Source organism: Lacticaseibacillus camelliae DSM 22697 = JCM 13995, from assembly GCF_001436615.1.
GTDB classification, from domain to species: domain Bacteria; phylum Bacillota; class Bacilli; order Lactobacillales; family Lactobacillaceae; genus Lacticaseibacillus; species Lacticaseibacillus camelliae.
Genome location: NZ_AYZJ01000002.1, coordinates 13,938 through 38,788 on the forward strand (window position 1 = coordinate 13,938; position 24,851 = coordinate 38,788).

Annotated in this window: 25 protein-coding genes; 16 read left to right on the plus strand and 9 right to left on the minus strand. The window is 55.1% G+C overall.

Annotated features, from left to right (window positions below; genetic code table 11):
* Positions 1-12: 12 nt before the first annotated feature.
* From FC75_RS00095 to FC75_RS00140, 10 genes are all read left to right on the plus strand, one after another.
* Positions 13-1,335: a dihydrolipoyl dehydrogenase family protein gene (locus tag FC75_RS00095; protein ID WP_056988654.1), complete on the plus strand. Its 1,323-nt coding sequence runs from the start codon at positions 13-15 to the stop codon at positions 1,333-1,335.
* 545 nt (positions 1,336-1,880) lie between these two features.
* On the plus strand, positions 1,881-2,897 hold the full coding sequence (trpS, locus tag FC75_RS00100) for a tryptophan--tRNA ligase (RefSeq protein ID WP_054665353.1): 1,017 nt from the start codon (positions 1,881-1,883) through the stop codon (positions 2,895-2,897).
* Positions 2,898-2,992: 95 nt separating this feature from the next.
* A complete protein-coding gene (locus FC75_RS00105) occupies positions 2,993-3,580 on the plus strand; it encodes a LemA family protein (RefSeq protein WP_054665349.1) in 588 nt (195 codons plus the stop codon).
* A gap of 10 nt (positions 3,581-3,590) precedes the next feature.
* Positions 3,591-4,460, plus strand: a complete 870-nt coding sequence (locus FC75_RS00110) for a TPM domain-containing protein (RefSeq protein WP_056988656.1) — start codon at positions 3,591-3,593, stop codon at positions 4,458-4,460.
* 157 nt (positions 4,461-4,617) lie between these two features.
* Positions 4,618-6,012, plus strand: coding sequence for an MATE family efflux transporter (locus tag FC75_RS00115; RefSeq protein WP_056988657.1), 1,395 nt, complete (start codon positions 4,618-4,620; stop codon positions 6,010-6,012).
* Positions 5,984-6,604 (plus strand): signal peptidase I, encoded by a 621-nt coding sequence (gene lepB, locus FC75_RS00120; protein WP_056988659.1) that lies wholly within the window; start codon positions 5,984-5,986, stop codon positions 6,602-6,604. The genes FC75_RS00115 and lepB overlap by 29 nt, the downstream gene beginning before the upstream one ends.
* Before the next feature lie 13 nt (positions 6,605-6,617).
* Positions 6,618-7,430 carry an alpha/beta hydrolase gene (locus FC75_RS00125; RefSeq protein ID WP_054664573.1) on the plus strand — a complete coding sequence of 271 codons (813 nt, stop codon included), beginning with the start codon at positions 6,618-6,620 and terminating at the stop codon, positions 7,428-7,430.
* 155 nt (positions 7,431-7,585) lie between these two features.
* Complete coding sequence (locus tag FC75_RS00130; protein ID WP_054664576.1) at positions 7,586-7,870, plus strand: autorepressor SdpR family transcription factor; 285 nt, start codon at positions 7,586-7,588, stop codon at positions 7,868-7,870.
* A complete protein-coding gene (locus FC75_RS00135; protein ID WP_056988661.1) occupies positions 7,857-8,516 on the plus strand; it encodes a DUF1648 domain-containing protein in 660 nt (219 codons plus the stop codon). Before FC75_RS00130 ends, FC75_RS00135 begins: the two co-directional genes overlap by 14 nt.
* Positions 8,517-8,572: 56 nt before the next feature.
* The gene (locus tag FC75_RS00140) at positions 8,573-9,559 is read left to right on the plus strand and encodes a GDSL-type esterase/lipase family protein (RefSeq protein ID WP_054664582.1); all 987 of its coding nucleotides are present in this window, start codon (positions 8,573-8,575) and stop codon (positions 9,557-9,559) included.
* A 138-nt stretch (positions 9,560-9,697) separates the two neighbouring features.
* Here FC75_RS00140 and FC75_RS00145 read toward each other — a convergent pair whose 3' ends face one another.
* The gene (locus FC75_RS00145) at positions 9,698-11,002 is read right to left on the minus strand and encodes a glycoside hydrolase family 125 protein (RefSeq protein ID WP_054664585.1); all 1,305 of its coding nucleotides are present in this window, start codon (positions 11,000-11,002) and stop codon (positions 9,698-9,700) included.
* Between the two features lie 136 nt (positions 11,003-11,138).
* On the opposite strand from FC75_RS00145, the gene FC75_RS00150 reads away from it, so the two are divergent.
* Positions 11,139-12,251, plus strand: a complete 1,113-nt coding sequence (locus FC75_RS00150; protein ID WP_056988665.1) for a GntR family transcriptional regulator — start codon at positions 11,139-11,141, stop codon at positions 12,249-12,251.
* A 279-nt stretch (positions 12,252-12,530) separates the two neighbouring features.
* On the opposite strand, the gene FC75_RS00155 is transcribed toward FC75_RS00150, so the two are convergent.
* The 7 genes from FC75_RS00155 to FC75_RS00185 form a co-directional block, all read right to left on the minus strand.
* On the minus strand, positions 12,531-13,025 hold the full coding sequence (locus tag FC75_RS00155) for a hypothetical protein (protein WP_056988666.1): 495 nt from the start codon (positions 13,023-13,025) through the stop codon (positions 12,531-12,533).
* A 290-nt stretch (positions 13,026-13,315) separates the two neighbouring features.
* Complete coding sequence (locus FC75_RS00160; protein ID WP_054664598.1) at positions 13,316-13,903, minus strand: PASTA domain-containing protein; 588 nt, start codon at positions 13,901-13,903, stop codon at positions 13,316-13,318.
* A 103-nt stretch (positions 13,904-14,006) separates the two neighbouring features.
* Positions 14,007-14,348, minus strand: a complete 342-nt coding sequence (locus FC75_RS00165) for a hypothetical protein (protein ID WP_056988668.1) — start codon at positions 14,346-14,348, stop codon at positions 14,007-14,009.
* Between the two features lie 27 nt (positions 14,349-14,375).
* Positions 14,376-14,921 carry a hypothetical protein gene (locus FC75_RS00170; RefSeq protein WP_056988670.1) on the minus strand — a complete coding sequence of 182 codons (546 nt, stop codon included), beginning with the start codon at positions 14,919-14,921 and terminating at the stop codon, positions 14,376-14,378.
* 336 nt (positions 14,922-15,257) lie between these two features.
* Complete coding sequence (locus FC75_RS00175) at positions 15,258-15,533, minus strand: hypothetical protein (RefSeq protein WP_056988672.1); 276 nt, start codon at positions 15,531-15,533, stop codon at positions 15,258-15,260.
* A 403-nt stretch (positions 15,534-15,936) separates the two neighbouring features.
* On the minus strand, positions 15,937-16,158 hold the full coding sequence (locus tag FC75_RS12935) for a hypothetical protein (protein WP_054664612.1): 222 nt from the start codon (positions 16,156-16,158) through the stop codon (positions 15,937-15,939).
* Between the two features lie 542 nt (positions 16,159-16,700).
* Positions 16,701-17,318, minus strand: a complete 618-nt coding sequence (locus FC75_RS00185; protein ID WP_235808677.1) for a family 1 glycosylhydrolase — start codon at positions 17,316-17,318, stop codon at positions 16,701-16,703.
* A 24-nt stretch (positions 17,319-17,342) separates the two neighbouring features.
* On the opposite strand from FC75_RS00185, the gene FC75_RS00190 reads away from it, so the two are divergent.
* Positions 17,343-17,888 carry a PTS transporter subunit EIIC gene (locus FC75_RS00190; protein ID WP_235808678.1) on the plus strand — a complete coding sequence of 182 codons (546 nt, stop codon included), beginning with the start codon at positions 17,343-17,345 and terminating at the stop codon, positions 17,886-17,888.
* 93 nt (positions 17,889-17,981) lie between these two features.
* Here FC75_RS00190 and FC75_RS00195 read toward each other — a convergent pair whose 3' ends face one another.
* Positions 17,982-18,899 carry an aldo/keto reductase gene (locus tag FC75_RS00195; RefSeq protein WP_056988679.1) on the minus strand — a complete coding sequence of 306 codons (918 nt, stop codon included), beginning with the start codon at positions 18,897-18,899 and terminating at the stop codon, positions 17,982-17,984.
* Between the two features lie 165 nt (positions 18,900-19,064).
* Here FC75_RS00195 and FC75_RS00200 point away from each other — a divergent pair, with 165 nt between their 5' ends.
* From FC75_RS00200 to FC75_RS00215, 4 genes are all read left to right on the plus strand, one after another.
* Positions 19,065-20,594, plus strand: coding sequence for a Ppx/GppA phosphatase family protein (locus tag FC75_RS00200; RefSeq protein ID WP_054664621.1), 1,530 nt, complete (start codon positions 19,065-19,067; stop codon positions 20,592-20,594).
* Positions 20,591-22,789: an RNA degradosome polyphosphate kinase gene (locus FC75_RS00205; protein ID WP_056988681.1), complete on the plus strand. Its 2,199-nt coding sequence runs from the start codon at positions 20,591-20,593 to the stop codon at positions 22,787-22,789. Before FC75_RS00200 ends, FC75_RS00205 begins: the two co-directional genes overlap by 4 nt.
* A complete protein-coding gene (locus FC75_RS00210; RefSeq protein WP_054664624.1) occupies positions 22,786-23,724 on the plus strand; it encodes a Ppx/GppA family phosphatase in 939 nt (312 codons plus the stop codon). The genes FC75_RS00205 and FC75_RS00210 overlap by 4 nt, the downstream gene beginning before the upstream one ends.
* A 109-nt stretch (positions 23,725-23,833) precedes the next feature.
* A complete protein-coding gene (locus FC75_RS00215) occupies positions 23,834-24,817 on the plus strand; it encodes a DUF1002 domain-containing protein (protein WP_056988683.1) in 984 nt (327 codons plus the stop codon).
* The last annotated feature ends 34 nt before the right edge of the window (positions 24,818-24,851 follow it).

The following is a 24,851-nucleotide window of genomic DNA, read 5'->3' on the forward strand; positions in this document are numbered from 1 at the left end:
GGGGGAGAGCGCATGCAGCAGTATGATGTGATCGTAATCGGCGGCGGACCGGGGGGCCTGGCGGCGGCGTATCCGCTGGCGCAGGCCGGCAAGAAGGTGCTGGTCGTCGAGCGCGATTTGTGGGGCGGGACCTGTCCGAACTATGGCTGTGATCCCAAGAAAATGTTGTACAGTGCGGTCCAGGCCAAAAGCTATGCCGCGCGCATGACCTCTGCTGGGCTGAACGGAATTCCCGACATTAATTGGCCCAAGCTGATGGCGTTTAAGCGCGCGTACACGCGCACCGTACCAAACGGGACGCGCAGCGGGGTGACCGGGGCCGGCATGATTGCCGTTGACGGCGAGGCACGCTTCATTGACGAGCGGACGATCGCGGTTGGCCAAGATCAGTACGAGGGCCAGGATATCATTATCGCCACTGGCGTTCAGCCGGTCCTGCCCAACATTCGGGGCCAAGAGCTGATCAAAACCAGCCGGGATTTTCTCGACATGGACCAGCTGCCGCAGCGCGTGGCCTTCATCGGGGCCGGGTACGTCAGCATGGAGCTGGCCAACATCGCGGCCGAAGCTGGCGCAGAGGTACATGTCATCATGCACGGCGACCGGGCGCTGCGGGCGTTTCCCGAAGACGCCGTGACGGCCCTGCAAAAGGCGATGAAGAACGCGCACATTCACTTTCACGAAAACATTGAACTGACCAGCGTGGAGCAGGTGACCCACGGGCTGCGCCTTGCCGCCAAGGGTTTCACCTTGGATGTCCAACAAGTCTTTGCGGCGATGGGGCGGCGGCCTGATGATCAGCTGCACCTTAACCGAGCACACATCAAAACCAACGCGCACGGCATCGTGGTGAACGAATTCCTCCAAACCAGCGCACCGCACGTCTACGCGATCGGCGACGTGGTGGACAAAAAGGCACCAAAGCTGACGCCGGTGGCGGGGTTTGAAGGCCGGTATGTGGCCGAGCACTTACTGGGCGCCAAGGCCTCCATTCGCTATCCGGCGATCCCGACAACCGTTTATGGCACCTTGGAGATTTCAAAGGTGGGACTTTCTCCCGCTGAGGTCGCTGGGGATGCGCGATACATCGTCAAGACTGAAAATACGACCCACTGGTACACCTACAACCGCACTCAGGAATCTTTTGCGTCAGTCACCGTGGTCGAGGAAAGGGCGACTAAGCTGATCGTCGGGGCGATTGTGGTGTCTAGCAGCGCTGAGTCCCTGGTGAATCTGCTGACGCTGGCCATCAACACCAAAACGCCGGCGGATCAGGTACTGAAGATGATTTTTGCCTACCCAAGCGAGGCCAGCGACCTGGACTACCTGGTGTAGTGGCAGTTTGATTTTGGCCTCGCCCGTGCTATGATTAATGTATATTCGCGTCAGTGCGGGTGATGAGTAGCTGAAGGCAACGCGTGCAGGAAGTCGGCAATACTGGAAAACCGACCGCATTCTTCAGTGAATTGGCTCACCCAAGGCGTTCGGTGTGGTGCGCCTTAAGCCATTTGAGAGTACCGGTTCAAACAAACTGGTGAAGTTAGGTGGTACCGCGCAAAGCCGTCCTATGTGAAAGCATGGGATGGCTTTTTTTTTAAAGGTGCGGAAGGCTCGCGCACCTAGGGGGACAGATAGCCTAGCCAGAGGCATTGCCGCTGGTCTTTGGCGGCGAGGCCTCTGGCGTAGCTAGCTGCTCCCCCGTTGCGAGCCTGTAGCCCGATTATAGTGATAAGGTGCGGAGAGCCGGCGGTCTTAGCAGGATGGATAGCCTAGCTCAGTGTATTGAAGCCGTACTTTGGCTTCGAGGCGCCGAGCGTCGCTACCCACTCCTGCGTTCTCAGCTCGCAGCCTGATTACCCAATTATAGGAGGATATTAACTATGGCAAAAAAAGTAATTTTAACTGGCGATCGCCCCACCGGTCGGTTGCACATTGGGCACTACATCGGCTCACTGAAGAACCGGGTGGAGCTGCAAAATTCCGGCGACTACGACACGTTTATCATGATCGCTGACACGCAGGCGTTGACGGATAATGCCCGCGACCCGGAGAAAATTCGTCATTCACTGATGGAGGTTGCGCTGGATTACCTGGCCGTCGGCATCGACCCGGCCAAGTCGACTATTTTGATTCAAAGCGGAGTCCCGGCGTTGACCGAGCTTACGATGTACTACCTGGACCTCGTCACTGTGTCGCGCTTGGACCGCAACCCTACGGTGAAGACCGAAATCAAGCAGAAGGAATTCGGCGCGTCCGTTCCCGCTGGCTTCTTCATCTACCCGGTCAGCCAGGCTGCCGACATTACGGCGTTCAAGGCCGACACGGTCCCAGTGGGCGACGATCAGGAGCCGATGCTGGAACAGGCCCGCGAAATTGTCCGCACGTTCAACCGGACGTACAACAAGGACGTGCTGGTCGAACCGGAAGGGTACTTCCCAGCCAAGGGCCTTGGCCGCCTGCCAGGGATTGACGGCAACGCTAAAATGAGCAAGTCCCTAAACAACGGGATTTACCTTGCCGACGATGCCGATACCGTGCAAAAGAAAATCATGTCCATGTACACCGATCCCGACCACATTCACGTGCAGGACCCGGGCAAGGTCGAGGGCAACGTGGTGTTCACCTACCTGGATATTTTTGATCCGGATAAGAAGCAGGTCGCGGCCCTCAAGGAGCAGTACCAACACGGCGGCTTGGGCGACGTGAAGCTCAAGCGTTATCTCAACGACGTGATGGAACAGATCCTGGAGCCGATCCGTACGCGCCGCGCCCAGTACGCTGAAGACATGGGTCAAGTCCAGCAGATGCTGATCGACGGCACTAAGCACGCAAACGAAGTCGCTAACCAGACGCTGGATGAGGTCCGCGACGCCATTGGTTTTAATTACTTCAAATAAATTGTCTCATTCTTAGGGCTGATGCTGCCTAGTCGAAACATGTTAAACTAGGCGTATCAACCCGTTTTTTATTAGGTAAAGCGAAGGAGACCGCAATGCAAAAAAAGAAGCTCAGTCCGCTGGCCATCACGTGGATCGTGATCGCGGCGGTCGCAGTCATCGTTGGCATTTACAGTATCAGCACCTACAATTCCCTGCAGAAGCAGAATCAGGCAGTCGAGGCGCAGTGGAGTCAGGTCGAAAACGTCATGCAGCGGCGTGCAGACCTCGTGCCCAACCTGGTCAGTGCCGTCAAGGGCTCGATGAAGCACGAGGATAAGATTTTCGGCACCATTGCCAAAGCGCGTGAGAATTACAACAAGGCAGACACGACTACGGCCAAGGCCAAGGCCGACGACCAGTTGAACAGCAGCGTTGGTACCCTGGTTTCGGTCATTCAGGAACAGTACCCGACCCTGGCCTCGAATGAAAACGTGCAGACCCTGATGACGCAGCTGGAAGGCTCGGAAAACCGCATCTCAGTCGAGCGCAAGCGGTACATCGAAGATGTGCGCGATTACAACCAAAGCGTGGTGACGTTCCCGAAGAACCTGTTTGCGTCAATGATGGGGCTCGGGCAAAAGCCGACTTTCAAGGCCAACCCTGGGGCTGATCAAGTGCCAAAGGTCAACCTCGGCGATTAGGAGGGCACTCATGAAGAAGCGCTGGCTTAGCGTTTTATTGCTGCTGCCGCTGGCGTTTTTGTTTCTGCGGGCCACGCCGGTCCAGGCCGTTAGTTATCCGGCCAAGCCCACAGGTGATTCCTATTACGCCGACGAGCTGGATCTGCTGGAGCCGCAGACGCAAACGCTGATCAACGACAAGAACCGCTCGTGGGAGCAGACCAAGCAAAAACCGGCAGTCGCCGTCGCTGTGATCAAGTCCTCCGGCGGCGAGGACCTCGGCGAGTATGCGCCCGATCTGTTTAGTAAGTGGGGCGTGGGCCAGAAAAACAGCGACAACGGGGTCCTGCTGGTGTACGCCGATAACCACGGCGCGCAGAACCTGTTTATTGAAGTGGGCTACGGCCTGGAGGGTGATCTGCCCGACGCGATGGCCGGCCGCATCCTGCAGGACAATAAGGCGCTGATTAAGTCCAAGAACGACGCGCAGGTCAACAAGGGCCTGCGCAACGTCTTCAACGCGGTCGCGACGGTGATCGACAAGAAGTATAAGTTCAAAACCGATGGCAACACGGTCTCGGACAGTCAAATGGCGCAGTATCAGCAGCGGCAAGACAGGGACGAGAACAGTGGTGGTGGTATCCTGGCCACGGTCATCACAGTGTTTATCGTCGTGGCCATCATTGCGCTGTTCTTCAGCGGCGGCAACAATCACCGCGGCGGCCGGGGCGGCGGCTCCGGGTTCTGGCTGTGGTGGCTGTTGAGTGATTTGCTATCTAGCTCCGGTCGTAACGATCGCTGGGGCGGTGGTAGTGGCTTCGGCGGCGGAGGCGGATTTGGTGGCGGCTCCGGCGGTGGTTTCGGCGGCGGCTCTTCCGGGGGCGGCGGTGCCGGAATTTAAGACTAAGAATGAGAAATCGGCGGGCTGCGGTCTGCCGATTTTTTTGCTTTTAAGTTGATATATGACGGAATTATATCAACTGACTTTTCCGCGCTCTGCCGCTGACCAATTGTGATACAGTGATTCAAGGCATTTGGTTTGGAGTGGAGGAGACAACATGCACACGCTGACAAAGGGTAATCCCATCAAGCTTATATTCTTTTTTACGATCCCGCTGTTGATTGGGAATATTTTTCAGCAACTGTACAGTTTCATGGACGCGCTGATCGTGGGGCGGACCATTGGCAAGGACGCGCTGGCGGCGGTTGGGGCGACCGGATCCGTGAACTTTCTGATCATCGGCTTTGCGCAGGGCCTGACCGCCGGTTTGTCCGTGCTGACTGCGCAGGCGTACGGGGCGCGCGACGAACGGGGGGTGCGCCGCAGCTTCGGGGTGTCGATTTGGATCTGCGTCGCGCTGGCACTGGTGCTGACGGTAGGGGCCGCCGCGATGACACGGCCAATCCTGGTCCTGATGCAGACCCCGCCGGCCATTCTGGAGAATTCGGTGGCCTTTTTGCGGGTCATCTTCTACGGGATTTTTGCCTCCATGGCATTTAACCTGTTGAGCAACATGATGCGCGCGCTGGGCGACTCGCGAACGCCGCTGATTTTTCTGATCATCGCCACGGTGATCAACATCATCCTTGAGTTCACGTTCATCCTGGTGTTCCACTGGGGTGTGCCGGGGGCAGCCTGGGCGACCGTCACCGCGCAGGCCATTTCGGCGGTACTGTGCTGGATCTACATTAAGCTGCGGATTCCGCTGCTGAACATTCAAAAGGCCGACCTGAAATTCGACTGGCCGGAGATCAAGCATCACATCATTGTCGGGATGCCGATGGGCTTCTCCATGTCGATCATCGCCATTGGGTCAATCATTCTGCAGGTCATGCTTAACTCCCTGGGCACCGATGCCGTCGCGGCGTACACGGCGGCCGGGCGGATCGATCAGCTGGCCACGCTGCCCGCCTCGTCTTTTGGGGTGACGATGGCGACTTATGCCGCGCAGAACCTCGGGGCGCGTGAGTACGGCCGGATTCGCCGCGGAGTGCACCAGACCTTGCTGATGAACGTTGGTATTTCGGCGGTGTTTGGCGCGCTCATCATTATCTTCTCCAAGCCCCTGGTCAACATGTTTCTGGGCCCGAACCAGCCGGCGGTCACCGCGCTGGCGCAGACCTACTTCCACTACAACGCCAGCATGTACTGGCTGCTGGCGATCCTGTTTACCATGCGCAATCTGCTGCAGGGGCTGAGCCACACGCTGGTGCCGACCGTAGCCGGGCTGTTTGAACTGATGATGCGCGCGTTTGCCGGCATTGTCCTAGTCGCGCACCTTGGTTTCACCGGGGCGTCCATGGCCAATCCGTTGGCGTGGGTGGGCTCGGTGTTTGTCCTTGTCAACATGTACGTCCGGACAATGCGGCGGATCCGCCAGAAGGAGGATGCTCAAGTGGCCGCTCAGCAAAGGAGCTTGTCTGATGCCGAAAAAGCAGCGCAAGGCGATTGAGCCGGCGGTAAAAGGGTTTTTCAAGTGGGGCTTGGTCGTGGTTGGCGTCGCTGCCGCCATGTTCCTGGTGCAGCTGATCTTGGGACTCTTTTTTGCGAATGACCGGATTGCCGGGGAGTCGATGGCGCCTAATTTGACCCCGGGAGACCGCGTGGTCGTCAGCCGCAATGCGCCGGTCGCACGGTTCGATGTGATCACGTTTGAAAGTCCAATCGAACCAGGCCGCGAATACATTAAACGCGTCATCGGCATGCCAGGCGACACCATCGCTTTTCGCGGCGACGTGTTGTACGTTAACGGCCAACGGACGCCGGAACCGTTTTTGAGTGACCAGTTCAAGCGCAAGACGCTGGCGTTTGAGGCCGAACAAAATGGTGAAACTGGCAACAGCCCGGCGTTTACGCCCGACTTTACGCTGCAATCGCTAAAAGCGACACACGCGCGCACGGTGCCCCAAGGCGAATATTTGGTGCTTGGGGACAACCGGCCGGTGTCGTATGATAGCCGTAAGTTTGGCTTTGTGAAGCAGGCGGCTGTTTTTGGCGTTGTGAAATGGCGCTACTGGCCGCTGAATAAGTGGCAAAAATTCTAGGGAGGAATTCGTCGTGCAAGTGATTCGCGAGCCGCTGAGGACGGCATTGTCTAAGGACGCCTACTTTGATGCCTATCTGATGGATCAGTATGAGGACCTTGAACCCGAAAGGCTGCGGCCGGCTGCCGTGATTGCTCCGGGCGGTGGGTACGCGTTTGTTTCGCCGCGCGAAGGGGAACCGGTCGCCCTGGCGCTTTTGGCCAAGGGCTGTCAGGCGTTCGTTCTGCATTACAGCGTGGGTCCTGAGCACCGCTTCCCGACCGCTCTGCTGGAGCTAGCCGAAGCTGTTCGCCTCATTCGCCGGCACGCGGCCGAGTGGCACGTGAACCCGCAGGCCATCATCGGTGTCGGCTTTTCTGCCGGCGGCCATCTGGTTGCCAGTTTGGGCACGTTGATTGCGCAAAAGGTGCTCGCCGGCTATCAGGCTGACGAGATCCGGCTAAACGGAATGATGCTCGGCTATCCGGTGATCACCAGCGGTGAATTCAAGGAGCCAGGCTCTTTTGACCAGCTGATCGGTCCCGATGCCTCGCCGGCGCTGCGGCTGCAAGTGTCTCTGGAGCGGCAGGTCAGCGCGCAGACGCCGCCGACTTTTCTGTGGACGACCATGACCGATGAAACCGTGCCGGTGGAAAATAGCATCCGCTTTGCCGAGGCGCTGCACGAGCACGACGTGGCCTGCGAGCTGCACATCTTTCCGGCTGGTCGGCATGGTTTGAGCTTGGCGACGCGCGAAAGCTGGAGCCAGCAGCACGATTACGGCAAAGAGCCGGTGGTCGCGCAGTGGCTGCCGCTGTTTGGCACTTGGTTGCAGCAGTTTATGTAAACGTCCTGTTGCCATTTTTCTCGACTCACCCAAGTCTGGGTGAGCTTTTTTTAGTCGCTAATTTGAAAATAATCTAAATAGACGTTGACGGCAGGTAACTAGGGTCTTACTATCTACTTAGATAATTATCAAAATAGAAAAGCGGAGGCAGGACCATGGCAATGAGTGACACCCTGAAGGCCATTTCCGATCCGGTGCGGCGTAAGATTTTGAACCTGCTGAAGGACGAGCCGAAGCCGGCCGGTGAAATTGCGGCCCAGTTCGCCCTCACACCAGCGACCGTGTCGTACCACTTGAAACTGCTCAAACAGGCGAATTTGATCACCGAGCGGCGCGAGAAGAATTTTATCTACTACGACCTAAACGCCAGTGTGTTCGAGGAAGTGCTCAGCTGGATCTACAGTTTGGGAATTGGAGGCGAGTCTAATGACAAAAAATAAATGGTGGGTGCTGGCGCTGACCTCTGCCGTGATCCTGGCGACAATGCTGTACGGCGCAAGCCAATACAGTGCGCTGCCGGCGACAATGGTGACCCACTGGGGCGTCGACAATCAGCCGAACGGGTGGATGCCCAAAGCGTTAGTCGTGTACGGGCTGCCGCTTTTGATGCTGGGCGCTCACTGGTTGGCCGTTGGCACCACTTACTGGGCCAGCAGCCACGGCAAAAGTGCGCCGCGCTTTGAGCGCATCACAGTGTGGATCATTCCAGTCGTGACGGTGGTCATCTATGTGGCAACGATCCGTTACGGCCTAGGTCAGGCGGTCAACATTCGGCTGTGGGCGATTGCCGTGGTTGGCGCCGTGTTCATTGCGATGGGCAACTACCTGCCGACTGTGCCTGCCCCTGCAGCGCACAAGGGCTGGATTGGGATCGGCTATCACGTGCCGTGGCAGGTGAAAAACCCCGCCGGCGCGCTGAAGAGCATGCGCGTGTTGGGCTACGTGATGGTGGCCGGCGGCGTCTTGATGCTTGCCAGCCTGTTTTTCCCGCCGGTGGTCTCAGTGGCTGCGTTGGTGCTGGTGATTGCCGCCATGATCGTGGTGATGCCACTGAGCTACCGGTGGACGACGCGCATTGATAGATAAGACTTGCCGAATGCTGATTATGGCCAGGTTTGATTTGATAAGGAGAAATTTTGGAAGTGGAAAAATCAGGGATTTTGTTTCACAACGTTGAACGGATCCGCGAGACCTCGGCCGGGCCGCTACTAGACCGAGTGCCCGAAACGGTGTTTGCGCAGCTGGACGAGCCGGCCACGCACACCTCGTCCGACGCCAGTGGGGTGGAGCTCCGGTTTGTGATGAACGCGCCGACCGTCACGCTTATGCTGGCGGTGGAAAAGGCCGCCGAGGCGCAGGTCGCCTACATTCGCTACGGAACGTTTCCAGGCACCTGGTCAGCCTCGTCGCGCATTTTGACCCCGCAGAAGGCGACCATCACAATCCCGCGGCCGGTGAACCTCTTCAGGCTGCAGGCACTGGCCAGGCAGCAACACCTAGCGTTTGATCCGGCGGTGGTGCGCGTCTGCCTGCCTTATTGCCGCAACTACTTCTACGGTGTCAGTGGGGACGTTGCGGTGCCAGCGCCGACACAAATGCCGCAGCGCACCTACCTGGCATACGGGTCTTCGATCACGCATGGGTCACTGGCCCTGAATCCGTTCGCAACGTATCCGCAGTTAATCGCCGACCGGTTTAATGCTGATCTGCTCAACTTCGGGTTTCCGGGGTCCGCGTGGCTGGAGCCTAGCGTGGCCGATTACCTGGTCGGCCGTGATGACTGGCAGTTCGCCTCAATTGAAATGGGCATCAACATGCTTGGGGCCTTTTCCCCTGAGGCGTTTCGCCAGCGCGTGCGGCGTTTCATCGCGCCGTTTGCCCAAGACTCGCGCCCGGTCGTGGCCACAGATATGGTCGTGACGGATTATCCGGAGGACCCCGCCAAAGTGGCCGCTTTTCGCCGCATTGTGCGCGAGGAAACCACCGGCAAGCTCCCATACATCAGCGGCCTCGATCTGCTGGCCGACATGACCGCATTGAGTTCAGACCTGCTGCATCCGACTGCGCAGGGAATGGCGCAAATCGCCGCGCACTTGGGTGATTTTCTTGCCAGCCAAGTGCCAGCATAAACAGAACTGATGACCTGAACGATAATCTGGACATATGCGCTGATTATGTCGTGTTAAACAAACTTACACCGAAATAAACAGAGATGGTTCAATGCTTAAGCATCGAGCCATCTCTGTTTATTCAGATTATTAAGTTGCTTAGTTGGTTTTGGCTTTTTCCAGGCCAAGCAGAACCAGATTGCAAAATGTCATATCCGCCCAAGAGAAGGATTCGCGGGTAAAGTTTTTCGGATCGTTGGCATCGATGCTTTCGTGAATGTGGCCGGTGCCGGCATCAGTGGCGACGAGGGTGTCGAGGGCCTTTTGAATCGCCGCCGGATCGGTACTGGTGGCGGCCTCAACAATCACGGACAGCGGCCAGACGTACCCTTCAGGGGTGTGCGGGCTGCCCACACCGGCAAGCGCGCTGCCGGTGTAGTAGTACGGATTGGCTGTGCTCAAGGCAAAACGGCGAGTGGCCTGATAAAGCGGATCGGTCGCTGGTAAGGTGTCCAAGTATGGCAGAGAAAGTAAGCTCGGCAAATTAGCGTCGTCCATTAGCAGCTGGTGGCCCAATCCGTCCACCTCGTAGGCCAGAATGGTTTCACCATTGTGGGTAGCGTGGCCAAATCTTTCGACGCCACCACGGATGTCGGCGGCCAATTTGGCTGCTTCGTCTGCCAGCGTCTGCGGCTGATTTGCCGCTTTGATAAGTTCGCCAAGTTCGTCCAGAACATGCGCGGCGTAGAGATTATCCGGAATCAGGTAGCCATACTGGCAGGCGTCGTCGCTGGGCCTGAACCCACTCCATATCATGCCGGTGTAACCAACTGGGGTCCCCTTACCAGCATTGGGCAACGTGTCGGATGCTGGCCCGTTTGGGCGTTCAAATCGATACGGGGAACTTTCGTGGCGTTGTTCCGTCTTCATGACGGTCAGAATGGATGGGACGGTCTGCCAGAACGATTTTGGCAGCTTCTGGGCAGTTTGACCCGGCAGCTGCGCCAGCGCATAGGCCAGATGAATCGGGGTCGTGAGGGAGTTGAGCTCATACTTGCGTTCCCACACTGAAGCATTAACCGTAATATTCGAGTGGTCAGTCCCCCAGATCGACTGGTTCGGTTTTTCGCTGAACGAGTTGGCATAAGGGTCTAATTGGATGCAGTACATCTGGGTTTCCAGTAAGGCGGCGGCTAATTTAGTCACTTCAGGCACTTCCTTGACCAAATGTAGCAGAGGCAGCATCTGGAAGGTGGAGTCACGGTGCCACATTGCCGGAATATCACCAGTGATCACGTAGAGGCGACCGTCGCTGAAGTGGATGTTTTCGGTTAAAAAGCGGTGAATACCACTAGTGAAAAGGTGCTTGATTGCTGGATCCAGATCGGCCGCTGACTTGTTGGCTGCCTTCTCGATGTGTGCGGCAATTTGGTTAAATTCACTTTTGGTGAGTGTGTTTGTCAATTGTGCTACTCCTTATCACGCGTTTGAATGCGCTCATTCTCTAGTTCATGATAGAACATTAGACCGCCGCAGGAGCCATGGTATCAAAACAGCCTGAGATGTATTAGAATCTAGTATCGCTAGGGAGGAATCGACCATGAGCTATCAACCCAAATACATTCAAATCTATCGCCGCTTGAAGGCGAATATCGCTACTGGAACCACCCAAACCCTGCCCAGTGAAAAGGAATTGACCGAGGTTTATTCGGTTAGTCGGGTGACGATTCGCAAGGCGCTGGCGTTACTGCGTGAAGAGCATTTAATCGAGTCTGGTTCCGGGATGCGGACCCGAATTCTAGCGCGCCCTGCTACTTCAGAGGCTGGCACGGGGGCACGCACGCTGGCCGGCGGTAAGCAGATTGCCTTTGTGCTGTCGGGCTTTGCTGATAGTTACGGTGCACAGTTGATCCGCACTTTTCAGGCGCAAGTCGCAGCCCGTGGGTTCATCCCGATTATTCGGCTCTCTAACGAGTCGCAGCACGACGAGGCGGTCATCGTGAAGTCGCTCATTGCAGAGGGCGTCAGCGGCCTGGTCATCATGCCGGTTGAAGGCGAGAGTGAAAATAAGGGTTTACTGGCTGCCGACTTCATCGAAACACCCGTGGTAATCATCGACCGGCGGATCGGGGACTACCCGCTGCCGTTCGTCGGTACTGATAATTTCAAGATTTCGCGCACAATCACCCGAATGTTGCTAGATATGGGTCATCGAAACATCCTGTTTCTGGTCCACCGCGGGGCTCGCAACACCGCGATTCAGGACCGAATTCGGGGGATTCAGACTGCCTATCGAGAAATTGATCGCCGGGTCTCGGCAGAGGCTTGGCTGAGCGTAGAGACGAATTTTGACAGCCACGACCAGAACACTGAGATGCTGTCTAGGGAGAGTCAAAAAATTAACCGCCGATTGAACTCTTCTCGGCCATTTACGTGTGTCATGGCGTTGGACTTTTCAAGTGCAAACCTTTTTTCCATTGCGCTTTCCGCTGCCGACCAGCCTGTTAGCCGTCTTGGCGGGATTGCCTTTGATGGACTGCCATACCAAACTAGCCGGTTGAATTTTAACCGGATTCAGCAAGACGAAACGCACATTATGACCAAGGCGCTGGACCTCCTAGATGACCAGATGAACAATCCGCCGCTGCCGGCGCACGAGGTGTTGGTCGATGCCCTGTACATTGATAATCACTCGATTCAACCGCTGAACTAAGTGTCACGCAAAAAGCGCTACCGATGCCAATCAGGGGCACTTGAAAGACAGATGTTTGTCGTCCAAGTTCAACGCTGGATGATCCATCAGAGTACTGATTTCTCAGGCTAGAGATTTGGCATGAGTTATGCTGACTTCTGGTAGTACAAGTTCTTGCTGCACGTGTGTTTTCTCTGTTTGCATCGGTAGATATAGACACGAGGACTCTTGGAGAGAGTACTGGCGGTCAATTCCGTAAATGATTTATATGCAGCATAATTCTACGAGTGGCCCGCTGTTTTAAAGGTTGGGATTGAGTGCGCCATAAGTGTCGATGATTCGACGACCAAGAATCTGTTCTGCCTCGCGCAGGTTTTTTTCTGGTGAGATGGGAATGATGACGGCGCCGGCGATTGCGCTATTGATTCTACTTTGATAGTCGGCAAGCGCAGCGTTCTCCTTGTCAGAAAGGACGGCCTTAGCAAGCTTCTTCAGCGTGTTACCTTTGAGCAGTTCATAGGTCTCAAAGAGATCGTGCGTATAGGTTGAACCAACAACAATGATATTGTCCGATTTGTTGATTTCAGCCCAGATATAGCCAACTCGTTCCGCTTTGGGATAGAGCTGCTTCAGTCGTCTGCGGCAATCGTCGTAATGCTTCTTGTCTAACGGCGCCTCGTAGAAGACGTGTGCCAGATTGGCGCCGGCCTGTTGAACCAAGTTCGGATCTTTAGAGAGTAGTTGAGTGATTTTATCAGCAGCCTGTTCAGGGGTACCGATACCGATTATGCTCATAGTTAACCTCCGTTTGCAGTTTTCTGTAGAAGTGTTGTTCGAAGTTGGATGTTGGACGTCGCTGAATTCATGACTGGTCAAAAGCCATACGGATTGTTGATTCAAGAATCGGGATTTCCAGGGATAGCCTTGAACAAAATCACACAAGGCCACGTTGGCTTTGCCTGAGCTGACAGGATCTTTTTGCCCTGACGAATTTAGTTTCTTGTGGCAAAACCGGATAATCTGCAACTTTTTAGAACGTGGAATTTTTTAAGTCAGGGTCTAAACTTCATCACTGTTGTTGTTAATTAAATCTTGCTCGTGGGTGGGTTCCCAGTCAGAGTTGTGTTCCGTATTTTTGTCTTCCTGGTCAACAGTCTGATCAGTTGCGCCTGCTTTTTCTTTAACAGCTTCTTGGGGTTCAGTTTATGAGCGAGCCCAACGGTGGTTGTTTTTGCCGTATCTTCAACCTTATGTGCAAGCTGCTTGGCAGCCTCGTTGCGCGCAGCCTTTTTTTCAGATGCTTCAGCTGCAAGAGCTTTGCTGGCGTTGATTACATCCTCGTCTGCATAGAACACCTTGATAAACGTCTCCGGCGGCACTGAAGCATTAGCATGCGGCGCTGTCCTAAGTACTGTGTTCGGCCGCTTTTCTGCATATCGTTTATCGGGCTCTGCCAGAACACTGGCAAAATTGAATTTTGCCTTTTGTAAGATAGGCGGTATGTCTTCGATCGATAAGCCTGAGACATCGGGCACCTTGACGTACGCCTGGTGTTTATCGTATGTATTTTTGAATATATTAGCTGCTCCTGCAGCTGCTGTTACCGCTAAATCAGGTGCCAAGCTTTGAACTGCTTTTGCCGCGATTTTACCTACAATCTTTCCTTTACCCATGTTTTCTTCCCCCTTATCGTTGTTTCCTTAAAAGCAAAAGTTATCGGCTTGTAGCTGTTAGACTCAATGCAAATTGACAGTGCGTGAACGAAAGCTGTCTCTCCTACTTTGTGTAGCGCTTGCTGGCGACATCGTTGGTGATTTCGTCATGGCTTTTCATCTTAGACTTTGTGCTTGTTATTTGCGGCTTCTTCCTTGGCTTTGGAGGATTTTCGCTATACAGAACCGCGACTGATCCTGTTCTTTGGTTGGCCAATGCAACGTACTGTAACTGATAATCGTTGAAAAAACCATACGGGTTCTTGATCCAAGGATTGGGATCCCCGGTGTATTCCTGAACGAAGTCATAGAGTGCTAGGCCGGTTTTTCCTGAGTTCTGAAGATCCTTCTCTGCCCGGCGAATCCCCTTGTGGCGAATCCGGTTGGCTTTAAATTTTTCAAACATGCTGAGTTTTCCTTCTGCGCGTTGGTGTTACCCTTCGTCATCACCATGATCTGAATCATCATTATCATTGCTGTGGTCATCAGTCTGATTGCGGCCGGTCTCCCAGTTAGGATTGAGGTCGGCACCGGCCCAGCCGTCCGGAGAATCTGGTGGCAGACCATTGGCGATGGCCTCGTCCTCAGTTTGCTGATCCTGGCTCCACTTGTTGTAGTCTGGGGAGCTGTCGTCTGGTTCTTCGGCTGTTTCCTCCTTGTCTTCAGCTGCGGCCAGCCGATCCTCATCGGCCTCAGCTGCTTTCTCCTCGGCATCGTAGTCATCTAGCGGATCAAAGTCGTGGTCATCGGTCTCGTCTGGATCGGTGTTGATCATGTTTTGTTGCAAGGCCTCAAGGACTTCGTTGGCGCCAGCCGTGATACCATCCTTTGCGATAGCATTTTTTAACACATCGGTGAGTTGTTGAGTGATTTCGTCAGCAAGGCCGTTCGTCTGCTCATGGGAAGTCTGATTATCCGCTTGGATCGGAGGCTGGTTCTGACTGTTATTCTGTTGAGACTTGTTATCAGATTTGCTCAACGGTGATTTTCCTTTCTATGCCTGTACGCCACTGCTGATTCCACGGTGAAGACGGTAGTATGTGACCACAGAATTGCTGATGAGTAGGACGCCGACGAAGGGAGATTGAACCTCATATGCAGGATGCGGTTTTTGAGACATTTGAGTCCTTCTAGGCGGATCAGTCAGCAACTAGAGGACACCTCCGAACTTGTATTCTGTAATACATGTATTATTGTATTACAGAATACAACGGCACAGGCACTTCAATACTGAGCGCTTTTTGCAGTTGCCGATTTAGATCTTTGCGCATGACAGCCTGCATCTGCATCAGAGCCAGGTTGTCTGCATGTTGGTTCATAGCCTTTTTTGCTCCTCACGCTCGTTCTTAACTCTGTAGAACTGTATTGCAGCCATTTTCTGCTGGTTGCAGATTTCACGTTCCTGTTCAGTTTTAGGGATGGGCTGGGATAGATCTGCCACCATATGCTGCTCAATCTCCCATGTGCCATCTACGTTAACGTCTATCAGTGCAAAGAATTTTAGCAAGTATTGTCCGTCCTCGTAAGCGGCGAATGACTTACAATCGTAACAGATCAGTTTGCTGCGCAGATTCTCTTCATCTTGGGCCATATTTATCTGTCCCTTCTGCTGGTAATCGTTGATTGATGGCAGACTTGAAGATTTTGAGTTGCATTGTTGATTGCCGTAAATGAGATGCTTTATTTGGTATCGCGCTTGCTGGCGACATCGTTGATGATGTGGGCCGCAGAGACTCGATCTTCTGAGTCAACAGTTGTTCGACCAGGTCGTTTACTGTGTTGGCCTCGCCCAGTGTCACAAGCGAATTAAGCGCATTGCGGGTGGCAACTGAAATGCGGATCGAGGTCGTCTTTTCGGCGACCTTTTTCTTTGGCGCTGCCTCTTTCTTGACGTCTTGGATGATGGTTTCGCGGTCGACTGCACCCCACCCGGTGTGTGCTTCAGGAGTGATTTGCGTTGTGTGTTGGCAGGTTTCTTTTCTAGCATTCCCATACTAGTTCGCCTCCAGACGGTTGATCATCTCATTGGCGACATCGGCGTAGGCCTTGTGAACCTTCTTGTCCCACATGTTCTTCGGGTTATCCGTGATGCCGGTCATCAGCGAGCTTTTAATGGTCGCCAGCTTGTCATCGTGCAAATTTGCGTAAGTTTTGATTATCAGCACAGTCATGTTCGCCTGAGGATCGAAGCCAATCATGCAGACCTTGAACCCCATCTTGGTAAGGCTACAGACGAGGAGCGCGGTGGTACTCGTCACCCTTAAAGTTAGCAAAACTCAATACGGTTGCTAGTATTCATGGCATTTCAGGAACCCTATTTTGTACTACATCTACGGAGAGTATACCATGAGGGCGTTCTGTGATGGCGGTTTGCCGGGAAACAATAATACCTCATAATACGTGATGGCCGAATTAGGCGGTTTAAATATTCGAGGATTGAACTTTTAAAGCGTAGTCATTCAGAAAACAGGTTTGGGATGTAGATTATGGCTGCTTGGCGAGCCGAGTTATAACTCTATTTATTTGGTTTGCTTGTGTATTCAGAAATACATGTATTACATGGTAAGAGAATATCGGTGAGCTTCTGTATCAATTCAGGAAATGCTGATTTAGCGATGTTTAAGCCCGTAAGATTTTGTATTATTGTATTCTGTAATACAGGTTTTCGTTTGGCACACCAGTGTTAATCAAATCCGTCGCACTAAAACACCCGCCTGACGCAAGGTCTCTTGCATCAGACGGGTGTTTTGCTAGGTGATTAAGACTGCATGGTTAAATCTGCGCCGTCAGTGGCAATCACGTGCTGGTACCAGTAGTAACTCTTCTTGGGGATGCGATCCAGCGTCCGCTGGCTATCGTCATCGCGGTCGACGTACACGAAGCTGTAACGCTTCTTGTAACTGTTGAGCCAGCTGAGTAGGTCGGTGAATGACCAGGCGCAGTAGCCGATGACATCGCAGCCGTCGGTGATGGCCTCCTGCATCGCCTGGACGTGCTTTTTCAGGTAATCGATGCGGTAACCGTCGTCGACCTTGCCGTCCTTGAGTTCGTCGCTCGCCCCAAGGCCATTTTCCGTGATAAGCATCGGCAGCCCGTACTTTTCAGTCAGTTCGCGCAGCGTGACCCGGAAGCCGGCCGGATCAATGTCCCAGCTCCACTCGGTTTGCTTGAGGAAGGGATTATCGACCTGATTGTACATCGGAATCTCGGGATCTTGTGCTTGGGCGTCCTTAGGCTGCATCAGGTACGGATCAGTGGCGTTAAACGACTTTTGCCGGTCGTCTTTGACTGGTTTCTCCAGCTGGTTCTGCTGAATCGTGCCTTCATGGTAGTAGTTGACCCCAAGGTAATCCGGTTTGCCGGACTTGAGCAACACATCATCCGCATCTTCTTTGTCTTTTTGACGGAAAACATGAAGCAGGTCGCTAACGGTCAGGCGCCAACTCACATTGCGGCCGATGGCTTCCTGAACTTTGGGATGACAATCGGTGGTACTGGTGCCATCCTGGGTCTAGTCCTGTGCATGTTCACTGCTAAGAGTGAGCAGTACAAAGCGGTTCGCAACGTCGGGTTTGTGCCATCACTGTTCAATATCAGTGAACCAATCATGTTTGGTTTTCCAGTGGTTCTGAACACGTTCCTGTCGGTGCCAATGCTGCTGATCCCAATGATTCTTGAAGCAATCACCTGGTATCTGATGAAGTTTGGCATCATCGGCCACATCGTTGCGCAAGTGCCGTGGTGCACACCAGTACCGTTCTTGGGCTTCTTAATGACCGGCGGTGATTGGCGCGCCGGACTGTGGCAGCTGATCGAAGTCGCCTTGGCAACTGCAGGTTACTATCCATTCTTCAGGGCGTTTGATCGGCAGGCTGTCAAGAAGGAAGCTGCAATCGCGGCGAAGAAGGCTGATTCAAAAGATGAGGCTAGTACTGTAATGGATTAGTGGGCGGATTATTAAAGTCATAGGCACAAAAAAACGTGGTCGCACTGGTTTTGCCAGTTGATCACGTTTTTGTGTCCGCTGAGAATTAATGCGTTAAGGCAAATCGTTGCCTGCCGCGAAATATACGTCGTACCATTCCTGCCGGGACAGTGTGATGTCGCCGCCTTCAGCAATGTTGGCAATGCGCTTGGCGTTTGTGGTGCCGGCAATGACTTGGGTGCCGGGCACGCGGATCAGCCAAGCGGCCGCAATGGCACTGGAATTGGTGTGGTACTTGTCAGCCAACTCCTGAAGTTTGGCGTTGAGCTTCGGGAACTTCGGGTTGTCAATGAAGACCCCTTCGAAGAAGCCGTACTGGAATGGGCTCCAGGCCTGAATCGTCATGTCATGCAGCTGCGAGTACTCAAGAATCGACCCATCGTGATCAACGGAGCGGTCATCCGTCATGTTGACGTGGATGCCGCCGTCGATCATGCCGGTGTGGGTGACCGCAAACTGCAGTTGATTCGCAACCAGCGGCTGCTTGACGGCCTTTTTCAACAGTTCGATCTGCATTGGGTTGCAGTTGGAAACGCCGAAGTGGCGCACCTTACCTGCCGCCTGCAGCTCGTCGAACGCCGCGGCGACCTCGTCCGGTTCCATCAAGGCATCCGGCCGGTGCAGCAGCAGGACGTCTAGGTAGTCGAGGCCGAGGCGCTTGAGCGAGCCGTCAACGGCCTCGGTGATGTGCTGCTTGGAAAAGTCGTAGCGTTTGCCGGGCACGATGCCGACCTTACTTTGGACGATGACATCATCACGTGAGAAGCTGGCTTTTTTCAGTGCCTGGCCGAATAGGGTCTCGGCCTTACCGCCGTCGTAGATGTCCGCGTTGTCGAAAAAGTTGATACCAGCATTATGGGCACTTTCCAGCAGGTTCGTGGCTTCGTCCACGTTCAGCTTGGTGATGCGCATCACACCCAGCGCAACGGCGGAGACGGACACGCCGACGCCTCCAAGATTCAAATGTTTCATCGAATAAATTCCTCCTTCATTACAGCACTGCCGTGATCGACGGTACCAATTCCTCTTCACATTAGCACACCGGTCCGGCTTTTGAAAGCTGTTACATGTGGTTTCAAACCATTCGCAGAACGGGGTTAAAATGCTATGATTGGGACAAGAAAGAGGGGGAGCAACATGGCAGTTTCTGAACGCGGGTTTGTGGTGATCGGCGCCCAATTTGTCTTTTTCAGCATTACGGATCTGCGCACGCTCAAGGAAATCGAGCGCGGCTCTTACCCGGTCGCAATAGGCGAGGACATTTACGCCACGCATGAGATCGAGCCAGAAACTGTCGATCAACTGGTCGTGGCGCTTCAGACCATTGACCGGTTGATGAAGGATTACGGCGTGCGCGACGTGCAGGTCGTCGGCAGCCACAGCTTTTTCGAGGCGGAAAACGCCCAGTTCATTCGTGATCAGCTGCAAAGCCGCACCGGACTGGTGGTTTCACCGCTGACCCTGTCGCAGGAATCGTTTTATCGCACCCAGGCGGTGCTGGGCAAGTTTCCCAACTTCAATCAAGTGACCAAGGATGGGACAGTCCTGATTGACATTTCCAGCGGCTCGGCCGAACTGACCGCGTTTGCCGATGGCGACTTTGGCTTTTCGCGGAACCTGTCGCTGGGGCCGCTGCGTGTGTTTGAGGTGATGTCCGACCTGCAGCGGACGGTGCCTAATCCGGTCGAGGTCATGCGTGACTTTATCGACTCGCGGCTGGCGGATTTCATGCGTCTGCTGCCGAAAAATCAGCATTATCCGCACGTGATACTGATGGGGTCGGCGCTGTCAGTGTTCAGCGCTCTGATCCCCACGGGGTCTGATACCGTCGAGATCGACCGCGACGGGTTCAAGCTGTTGTATCAGGAGATCACACATGCGTCTGACCAGTATCTCAGCGAGCAGTACGATTTGACCCCGACCGAAACGGCGCAGGTGCTGCCGACGGTGCTGTTGGTTTACCGCCTGATCAAGTCGCTGAACTCTGATGAGATCTGGATCTCAGACCTCAAGCTCTTGGACGGGCTGGAGGTCAACGCTGCGTCGGAGGCCGGGTCCAAGGCCGTCAACATCGACTCGGACCACGAGATCCTGATTTCGGCCCGGAACCTGGCGGAGCGCTACATGGTCGATCCCAAGCACCGCGACTTCACGGTCAAGTACGCGCTTCAGCTGTTTGACCGGCTGAAGAAACTACACGGGCTGGGCAAGCGCGAGCGGCTGCTGCTAGAGATCGCCGCCACGGTGACTGACATCGGGGCGTACGTGGACACGCACAAGCACTACGAACACTCGGATTACATTATTCGGGCCTCGGAGCTGATTGGGCTGACCGCGGCCGAGCAGCGCATGGTGGCGACAATCGCCCGCTATCACTCCAGCGACACGCCGCAGACGGATCTGTCCGATCTGACGGAACTGAACGCAAACCGCCGGCTGGTGATTGCCAAGCTGACCGCGCTGCTCCGGGTGGCAGATGCGCTGGACGCCTCGCGCCAGCAGAAAATTGAAAAGATTCGGGTGTCCCTGCAAAAAGACCGGGTGCTTTTGACCGTCACCGCGAGCGATGACGTCGAGCTGGAACGCTGGTCACTGCGGACCAAAGGGGCATTTTTCGCAGCTGTCTACGGGCTGCCAATTGAATTGAAAGGAAAGACTCGGCTATGAGCAAAAAAGGTGTCGACTTTGCTAATTCCAAGAACTTCACGAACCGCGAGCTGAGCTGGCTGGCGTTCAACGACCGCGTGCTGGAAGAGGCGCGCGATAAGAGCAATCCGCTGCTTGAACGGGTGGGGTTTCTCGCCATCACGCAGAGCAACCTGGACGAATTCTTCAACGTGCGCGTCGCCAGCCTGCGCAAAATGGTGGCCGTGGATTACGTCACTCCAGATGCGGCGGGTCTGACGCCGTTGCAGCAGCTGGCCGGCATCGCTAAAGACGCGCACGCCATGGTTGACAAGCAGTACTCGACCTGGACCCGCTCCCTTGCCCCGCGCCTGGACGAGCTGAACATTCATCTGCTGACGCCAGATCAGCTTTCACCGCGCCAGGTCGAATTCTGCCGCGACTATTTTGTCCAAGAGCTGTACCCGGTGCTGACGCCAATGGGGGTCGACCCGACGCGGCCATTCCCGTTCTTAGCCAACAATTCGCTGAATTTGGCGATCAGGCTGCAACGCCCTGAGGATAAGGATAACGCGGCTGGCGACGACAAAGACGAGAAGAACCGCAGCTTTGCGATGGTTCAGATTCCCGACGTCTTTCCGCGCGTGCTGCGCCTGCCAGATGGCGAGAACGACTTCATCTTGCTGGAAAACGTGATCAGTAAGCACCTAGGCGCCTTATTTGTCGGTGCGAAGATCCGGGAAACGGCACTGTTTCGCGTGACGCGGGACATGGATTTGGACGTAGCTGAGGAAGACGCGTCCGATCTGATGAAGGAGATCCAGTCGCAGTTGAAGAAGCGGCAGCGCGGCAAGGTCATGCGCCTGGAAATCGATGCGAACATGAGCAAGTTTCTGCGCAAGCGCCTGATCAAGGGCCTCGGCGTGGAAAAGGAAAATGACATTTACGCCATCAAGGGGCCAATCGACCTCAACGTGCTGTCCAAACTGGTCAAGCAAGTCCGCGGCCACGACGAGCTCAAGTACCCGCCGTTCACCCCGTACCTGGACCAGCACCTGGTTTCTGGCAACTTGTTTGACCAGATTCGTGACCACGACATTTTCATGCAGCACCCGTACGACTCGTTCACGCCGGTGGTGGAATTCATTCACCAGGCGGCGCTGGATCCGCAGGTGCTGGCCGTGAAAATGACGCTGTACCGCGTGTCGTCGAAGTCGCCTATCATTTCTTACCTGAAGCTGGCCGCGCAAAACGGCAAGCAGGTGACCGTGCTGGTCGAACTGAAGGCGCGGTTTGACGAAGAGAATAACGTGCACTGGGCCCAGGAGCTGGAGCGCGCCGGCTGCCATGTCATTTACGGTCTCGTTGGGCTGAAAACGCATTGTAAGTTGGCCTTGGTCGTGCGCCGCGATGAGGACGGCATTCGCCGGTACATGCACATGGCCACCGGGAACTACAACGATGTCACCGCGCGGGTGTACACCGATATGGGCCTGTTCACCGCCGACACCGAAATGGGCACCGACGCCTCGAACATTTTTAACATGCTGTCCGGGTTCTCCGAGCCGGCGTACTTCAACAAGTTGGTGATCGCTCCGCTGGGCATTCGCGACTTTCTGAAGGAACAGATCGACGCGGAAATCAGTGAGGCCAAGGCGGGCCGGCCGGCGGAGATCCGTATGAAAATGAACTCCCTTTCCGACACCGAAATGATTTTGGCACTGTACAAGGCTTCGGCCGCTGGCGTCAAGATTCATTTGCTGGTCCGCGGGATCTGCAACTTGAAGGTTGGCATTCCTGGCGTGTCGGAGAACATCACGGTGCACTCGATTGTCGGCCGCTTCCTGGAACACAGCCGCATTTACTACTTCTACGCGGGTGGCGCTGAGCACCTGTATCTGTCCTCAGCCGACTTGATGAAGCGCAACTTGTCGCGGCGGGTGGAGCTGCTGTTCCCAATCCTGCAGGACGACATTCACGATCAAATCTGCCAGATTTACCAAACGCTGTGGGACGATAACGTGAAGACGCGGGTGCTTCAGCCCGATAATTCTTGGGCCCGCGTCGACCGGCGCGGAGTCAACCCGCTGAACGCCCAGGAAACCTTCTTGGAACAGGCCGCGGCCAAAACCGCGGCGCAGGCGGCGCATAAGCAGCAGGAAGCACCAGTGGATCCAAGCAGCGCGCGCCACTTCACGCCGTTGACCGCACCGGAAGACCAGGAGGATGACGAATGACGTATTACGGCGTGATCGATCTCGGCTCAAACTCGGCGCGGCTGTCGATTTGGCAAATTGACGCTAACGACAACCCTAAGGAAGTCGTCAAGCTCAAGGACATGGTCCGGCTGTCCGAAGACATGGGTCCGGAGCGCACGCTCAAGGAGCCGGCGATGGTGCGCACAATCGCGGCCTTGAAAAACTTCACCGGCGCGATCAAGGCGTTTAAACCGCTTAAGCTCGAGATTTTGGCCACTGCCGCGACGCGTAACGCCACCAATCAGAAAGCCTTTTTGACCCGGGTCAAGGGCGAGACCGGACTGGAAATAAAGGTCATCACCGGCGACCGGGAGGCGGAGCTGGATTACCTTGGGGTGGGCAACACGCTGCCGATTCAAAACGCGCTGATCATGGACACTGGCGGCGGGTCGACCGAGTTGGCTTTGGTGCAGAACCGCAAGCTGGTCCACCGCATTTCGCTGCCGGTCGGCTCGGTCAACCTGTCCGAACAGTACATCAGCGGCGAACTGGTGACGCCGGCGGAGCTGTTTAACCTGACCACGGATTTTTCCACGATGCTGAATGGCGTCTGGTGGCTGCGCAAGGCCCTGAACCTGCCCATCGTGGCGCTTGGCGGTTCCAACCGCACGCTTGCCAAGATCCAGCGGCGGCGTGAGGCACGCGGCAGCTACGAGGACATTCACGGTTACCGGATGTCGACCATTGCGGCCAACGCTATTTACGCGGACATTCTGGATAAGAATCTCGACCAGCGCAAGGCGGTGCCAGGCCTATCGCGTGAGCGGGCCGACATCATCATCGGCGGCCTTACGCCGGTGATCACCATGCTGCGCTACATTGACTGCGACCGGCTGATGTTTTCGCAAAATGGGCTGCGCGAAGGGGCCCTTTACACCTACCTGAACGCGACCGAGACGCTGCCGGAGAACTAACGAAATTGTCACGGATTGCCAAAGCTTTACTTAAAAGCCGACCAAATGCGCGTGCATCGGGTCGGCTTTTGGTATAAATAAGCTATCAATCACGAATGGAGCAATTATCATGAAAAAATGGTTACTTGCACTTGCTGCCGCAGCGGCACTGGCGCTGGGCATCGGCATCAACCACGGCACGTCGGTGCACGCCGATGAGACATGGACACCGGTGGCGACGCTGGGCGTCTCCCTGACGCCAGATCAAAAGTCTGGTACGCTGAGCACTTTGGAAAAGGCCGCCAACGTGACGGATGTGTCTCAGCTGACCGTCAACGGCAGCACGCTGGTGAAGTACCTGAACCCGGCTGGCTCGTCGTTCACCGCCAGCTCCGGCGTCTGGTCTAGTGCCTTAGTGCAGAAAACCAGCAGTGGCGGCATTAACGTCCAAATCGTGGACTACAATGGGGTCAATAACATCACGACCATCACGGCTGACCAGTACCGCAACGCGGCGATTACCGCTGGCGTCACCAACGCCAACATTTTCATTACCAGCGCGGTGAAAATCGACGGTTCCGGCGCCTTGGCCGGCGTGTACGCGGCCTTCGCTCAAAACGGGCAGACCCTGAACTCGGCGCAAATTTCGGCGGCCCAGGATGAGGTCAACACGCTGTCTGGCATCACGCAGGCCAACAAAGGCCAAAACGGCTATTCCGACAAGCAGCTGAACAACGCCGTCGCCGGCATGAAGTCCCAGATGGCCAGCCAAAGCAACAATGGCAGCCAAACGCTGTCGCAGAACCAAATCGGCAACATTGTTGACAGCCAGCTGAAGCAGAACAATCTGACGCAGATCATCAACAACAACCAGCGCACGCAGATCATCAACTTGTTGGTGAAGATCCAAGATTCCGGTGCGCTGAAGAGCAACGACTTTAAGGCGCAGGCCAATCAGCTGGCGTCCAGCATTCAAAGCAGTGCCAAGGGTCTGTTCGGCAAGCTGAAGAACTTGGACACGCCGGAGAACCGCAACTTCCTGCAAAAGATTTGGGACAGCATTGTCAACTTCTTCCAGACGCTAGGCGACTGGATTCAAAGCCTGTTCAGCTAGGTAAATCAAAATCGCCTCACGGTCTTGCACGAAA

Excerpts from the sequence above, each read along its gene's own strand:
- FC75_RS00095 (WP_056988654.1), top strand. The coding sequence starts at position 13 with ATGCAGCAGTATGATGTGATCGTAATCGGCGGCGGACCGGGGGGCCTG.
- trpS (WP_054665353.1), top strand. The coding sequence starts at position 1,881 with ATGGCAAAAAAAGTAATTTTAACTGGCGATCGCCCCACCGGTCGGTTG.
- FC75_RS00105 (WP_054665349.1), top strand. The coding sequence starts at position 2,993 with ATGCAAAAAAAGAAGCTCAGTCCGCTGGCCATCACGTGGATCGTGATC.
- FC75_RS00110 (WP_056988656.1), top strand. The coding sequence starts at position 3,591 with ATGAAGAAGCGCTGGCTTAGCGTTTTATTGCTGCTGCCGCTGGCGTTT.
- FC75_RS00115 (WP_056988657.1), top strand. The coding sequence starts at position 4,618 with ATGCACACGCTGACAAAGGGTAATCCCATCAAGCTTATATTCTTTTTT.
- lepB (WP_056988659.1), top strand. The coding sequence starts at position 5,984 with ATGCCGAAAAAGCAGCGCAAGGCGATTGAGCCGGCGGTAAAAGGGTTT.
- FC75_RS00130 (WP_054664576.1), top strand. The coding sequence starts at position 7,586 with ATGGCAATGAGTGACACCCTGAAGGCCATTTCCGATCCGGTGCGGCGT.
- FC75_RS00135 (WP_056988661.1), top strand. The coding sequence starts at position 7,857 with ATGACAAAAAATAAATGGTGGGTGCTGGCGCTGACCTCTGCCGTGATC.
- FC75_RS00150 (WP_056988665.1), top strand. The coding sequence starts at position 11,139 with ATGAGCTATCAACCCAAATACATTCAAATCTATCGCCGCTTGAAGGCG.
- FC75_RS00155 (WP_056988666.1), bottom strand. The coding sequence starts at position 13,025 with ATGAGCATAATCGGTATCGGTACCCCTGAACAGGCTGCTGATAAAATC.
- FC75_RS00160 (WP_054664598.1), bottom strand. The coding sequence starts at position 13,903 with ATGGGTAAAGGAAAGATTGTAGGTAAAATCGCGGCAAAAGCAGTTCAA.
- FC75_RS00165 (WP_056988668.1), bottom strand. The coding sequence starts at position 14,348 with ATGTTTGAAAAATTTAAAGCCAACCGGATTCGCCACAAGGGGATTCGC.
- FC75_RS00175 (WP_056988672.1), bottom strand. The coding sequence starts at position 15,533 with ATGGCCCAAGATGAAGAGAATCTGCGCAGCAAACTGATCTGTTACGAT.
- FC75_RS12935 (WP_054664612.1), bottom strand. The coding sequence starts at position 16,158 with ATGGGGTTCAAGGTCTGCATGATTGGCTTCGATCCTCAGGCGAACATG.
- FC75_RS00195 (WP_056988679.1), bottom strand. The coding sequence starts at position 18,899 with ATGAAACATTTGAATCTTGGAGGCGTCGGCGTGTCCGTCTCCGCCGTT.
- FC75_RS00200 (WP_054664621.1), top strand. The coding sequence starts at position 19,065 with ATGGCAGTTTCTGAACGCGGGTTTGTGGTGATCGGCGCCCAATTTGTC.
- FC75_RS00205 (WP_056988681.1), top strand. The coding sequence starts at position 20,591 with ATGAGCAAAAAAGGTGTCGACTTTGCTAATTCCAAGAACTTCACGAAC.
- FC75_RS00210 (WP_054664624.1), top strand. The coding sequence starts at position 22,786 with ATGACGTATTACGGCGTGATCGATCTCGGCTCAAACTCGGCGCGGCTG.
- FC75_RS00215 (WP_056988683.1), top strand. The coding sequence starts at position 23,834 with ATGAAAAAATGGTTACTTGCACTTGCTGCCGCAGCGGCACTGGCGCTG.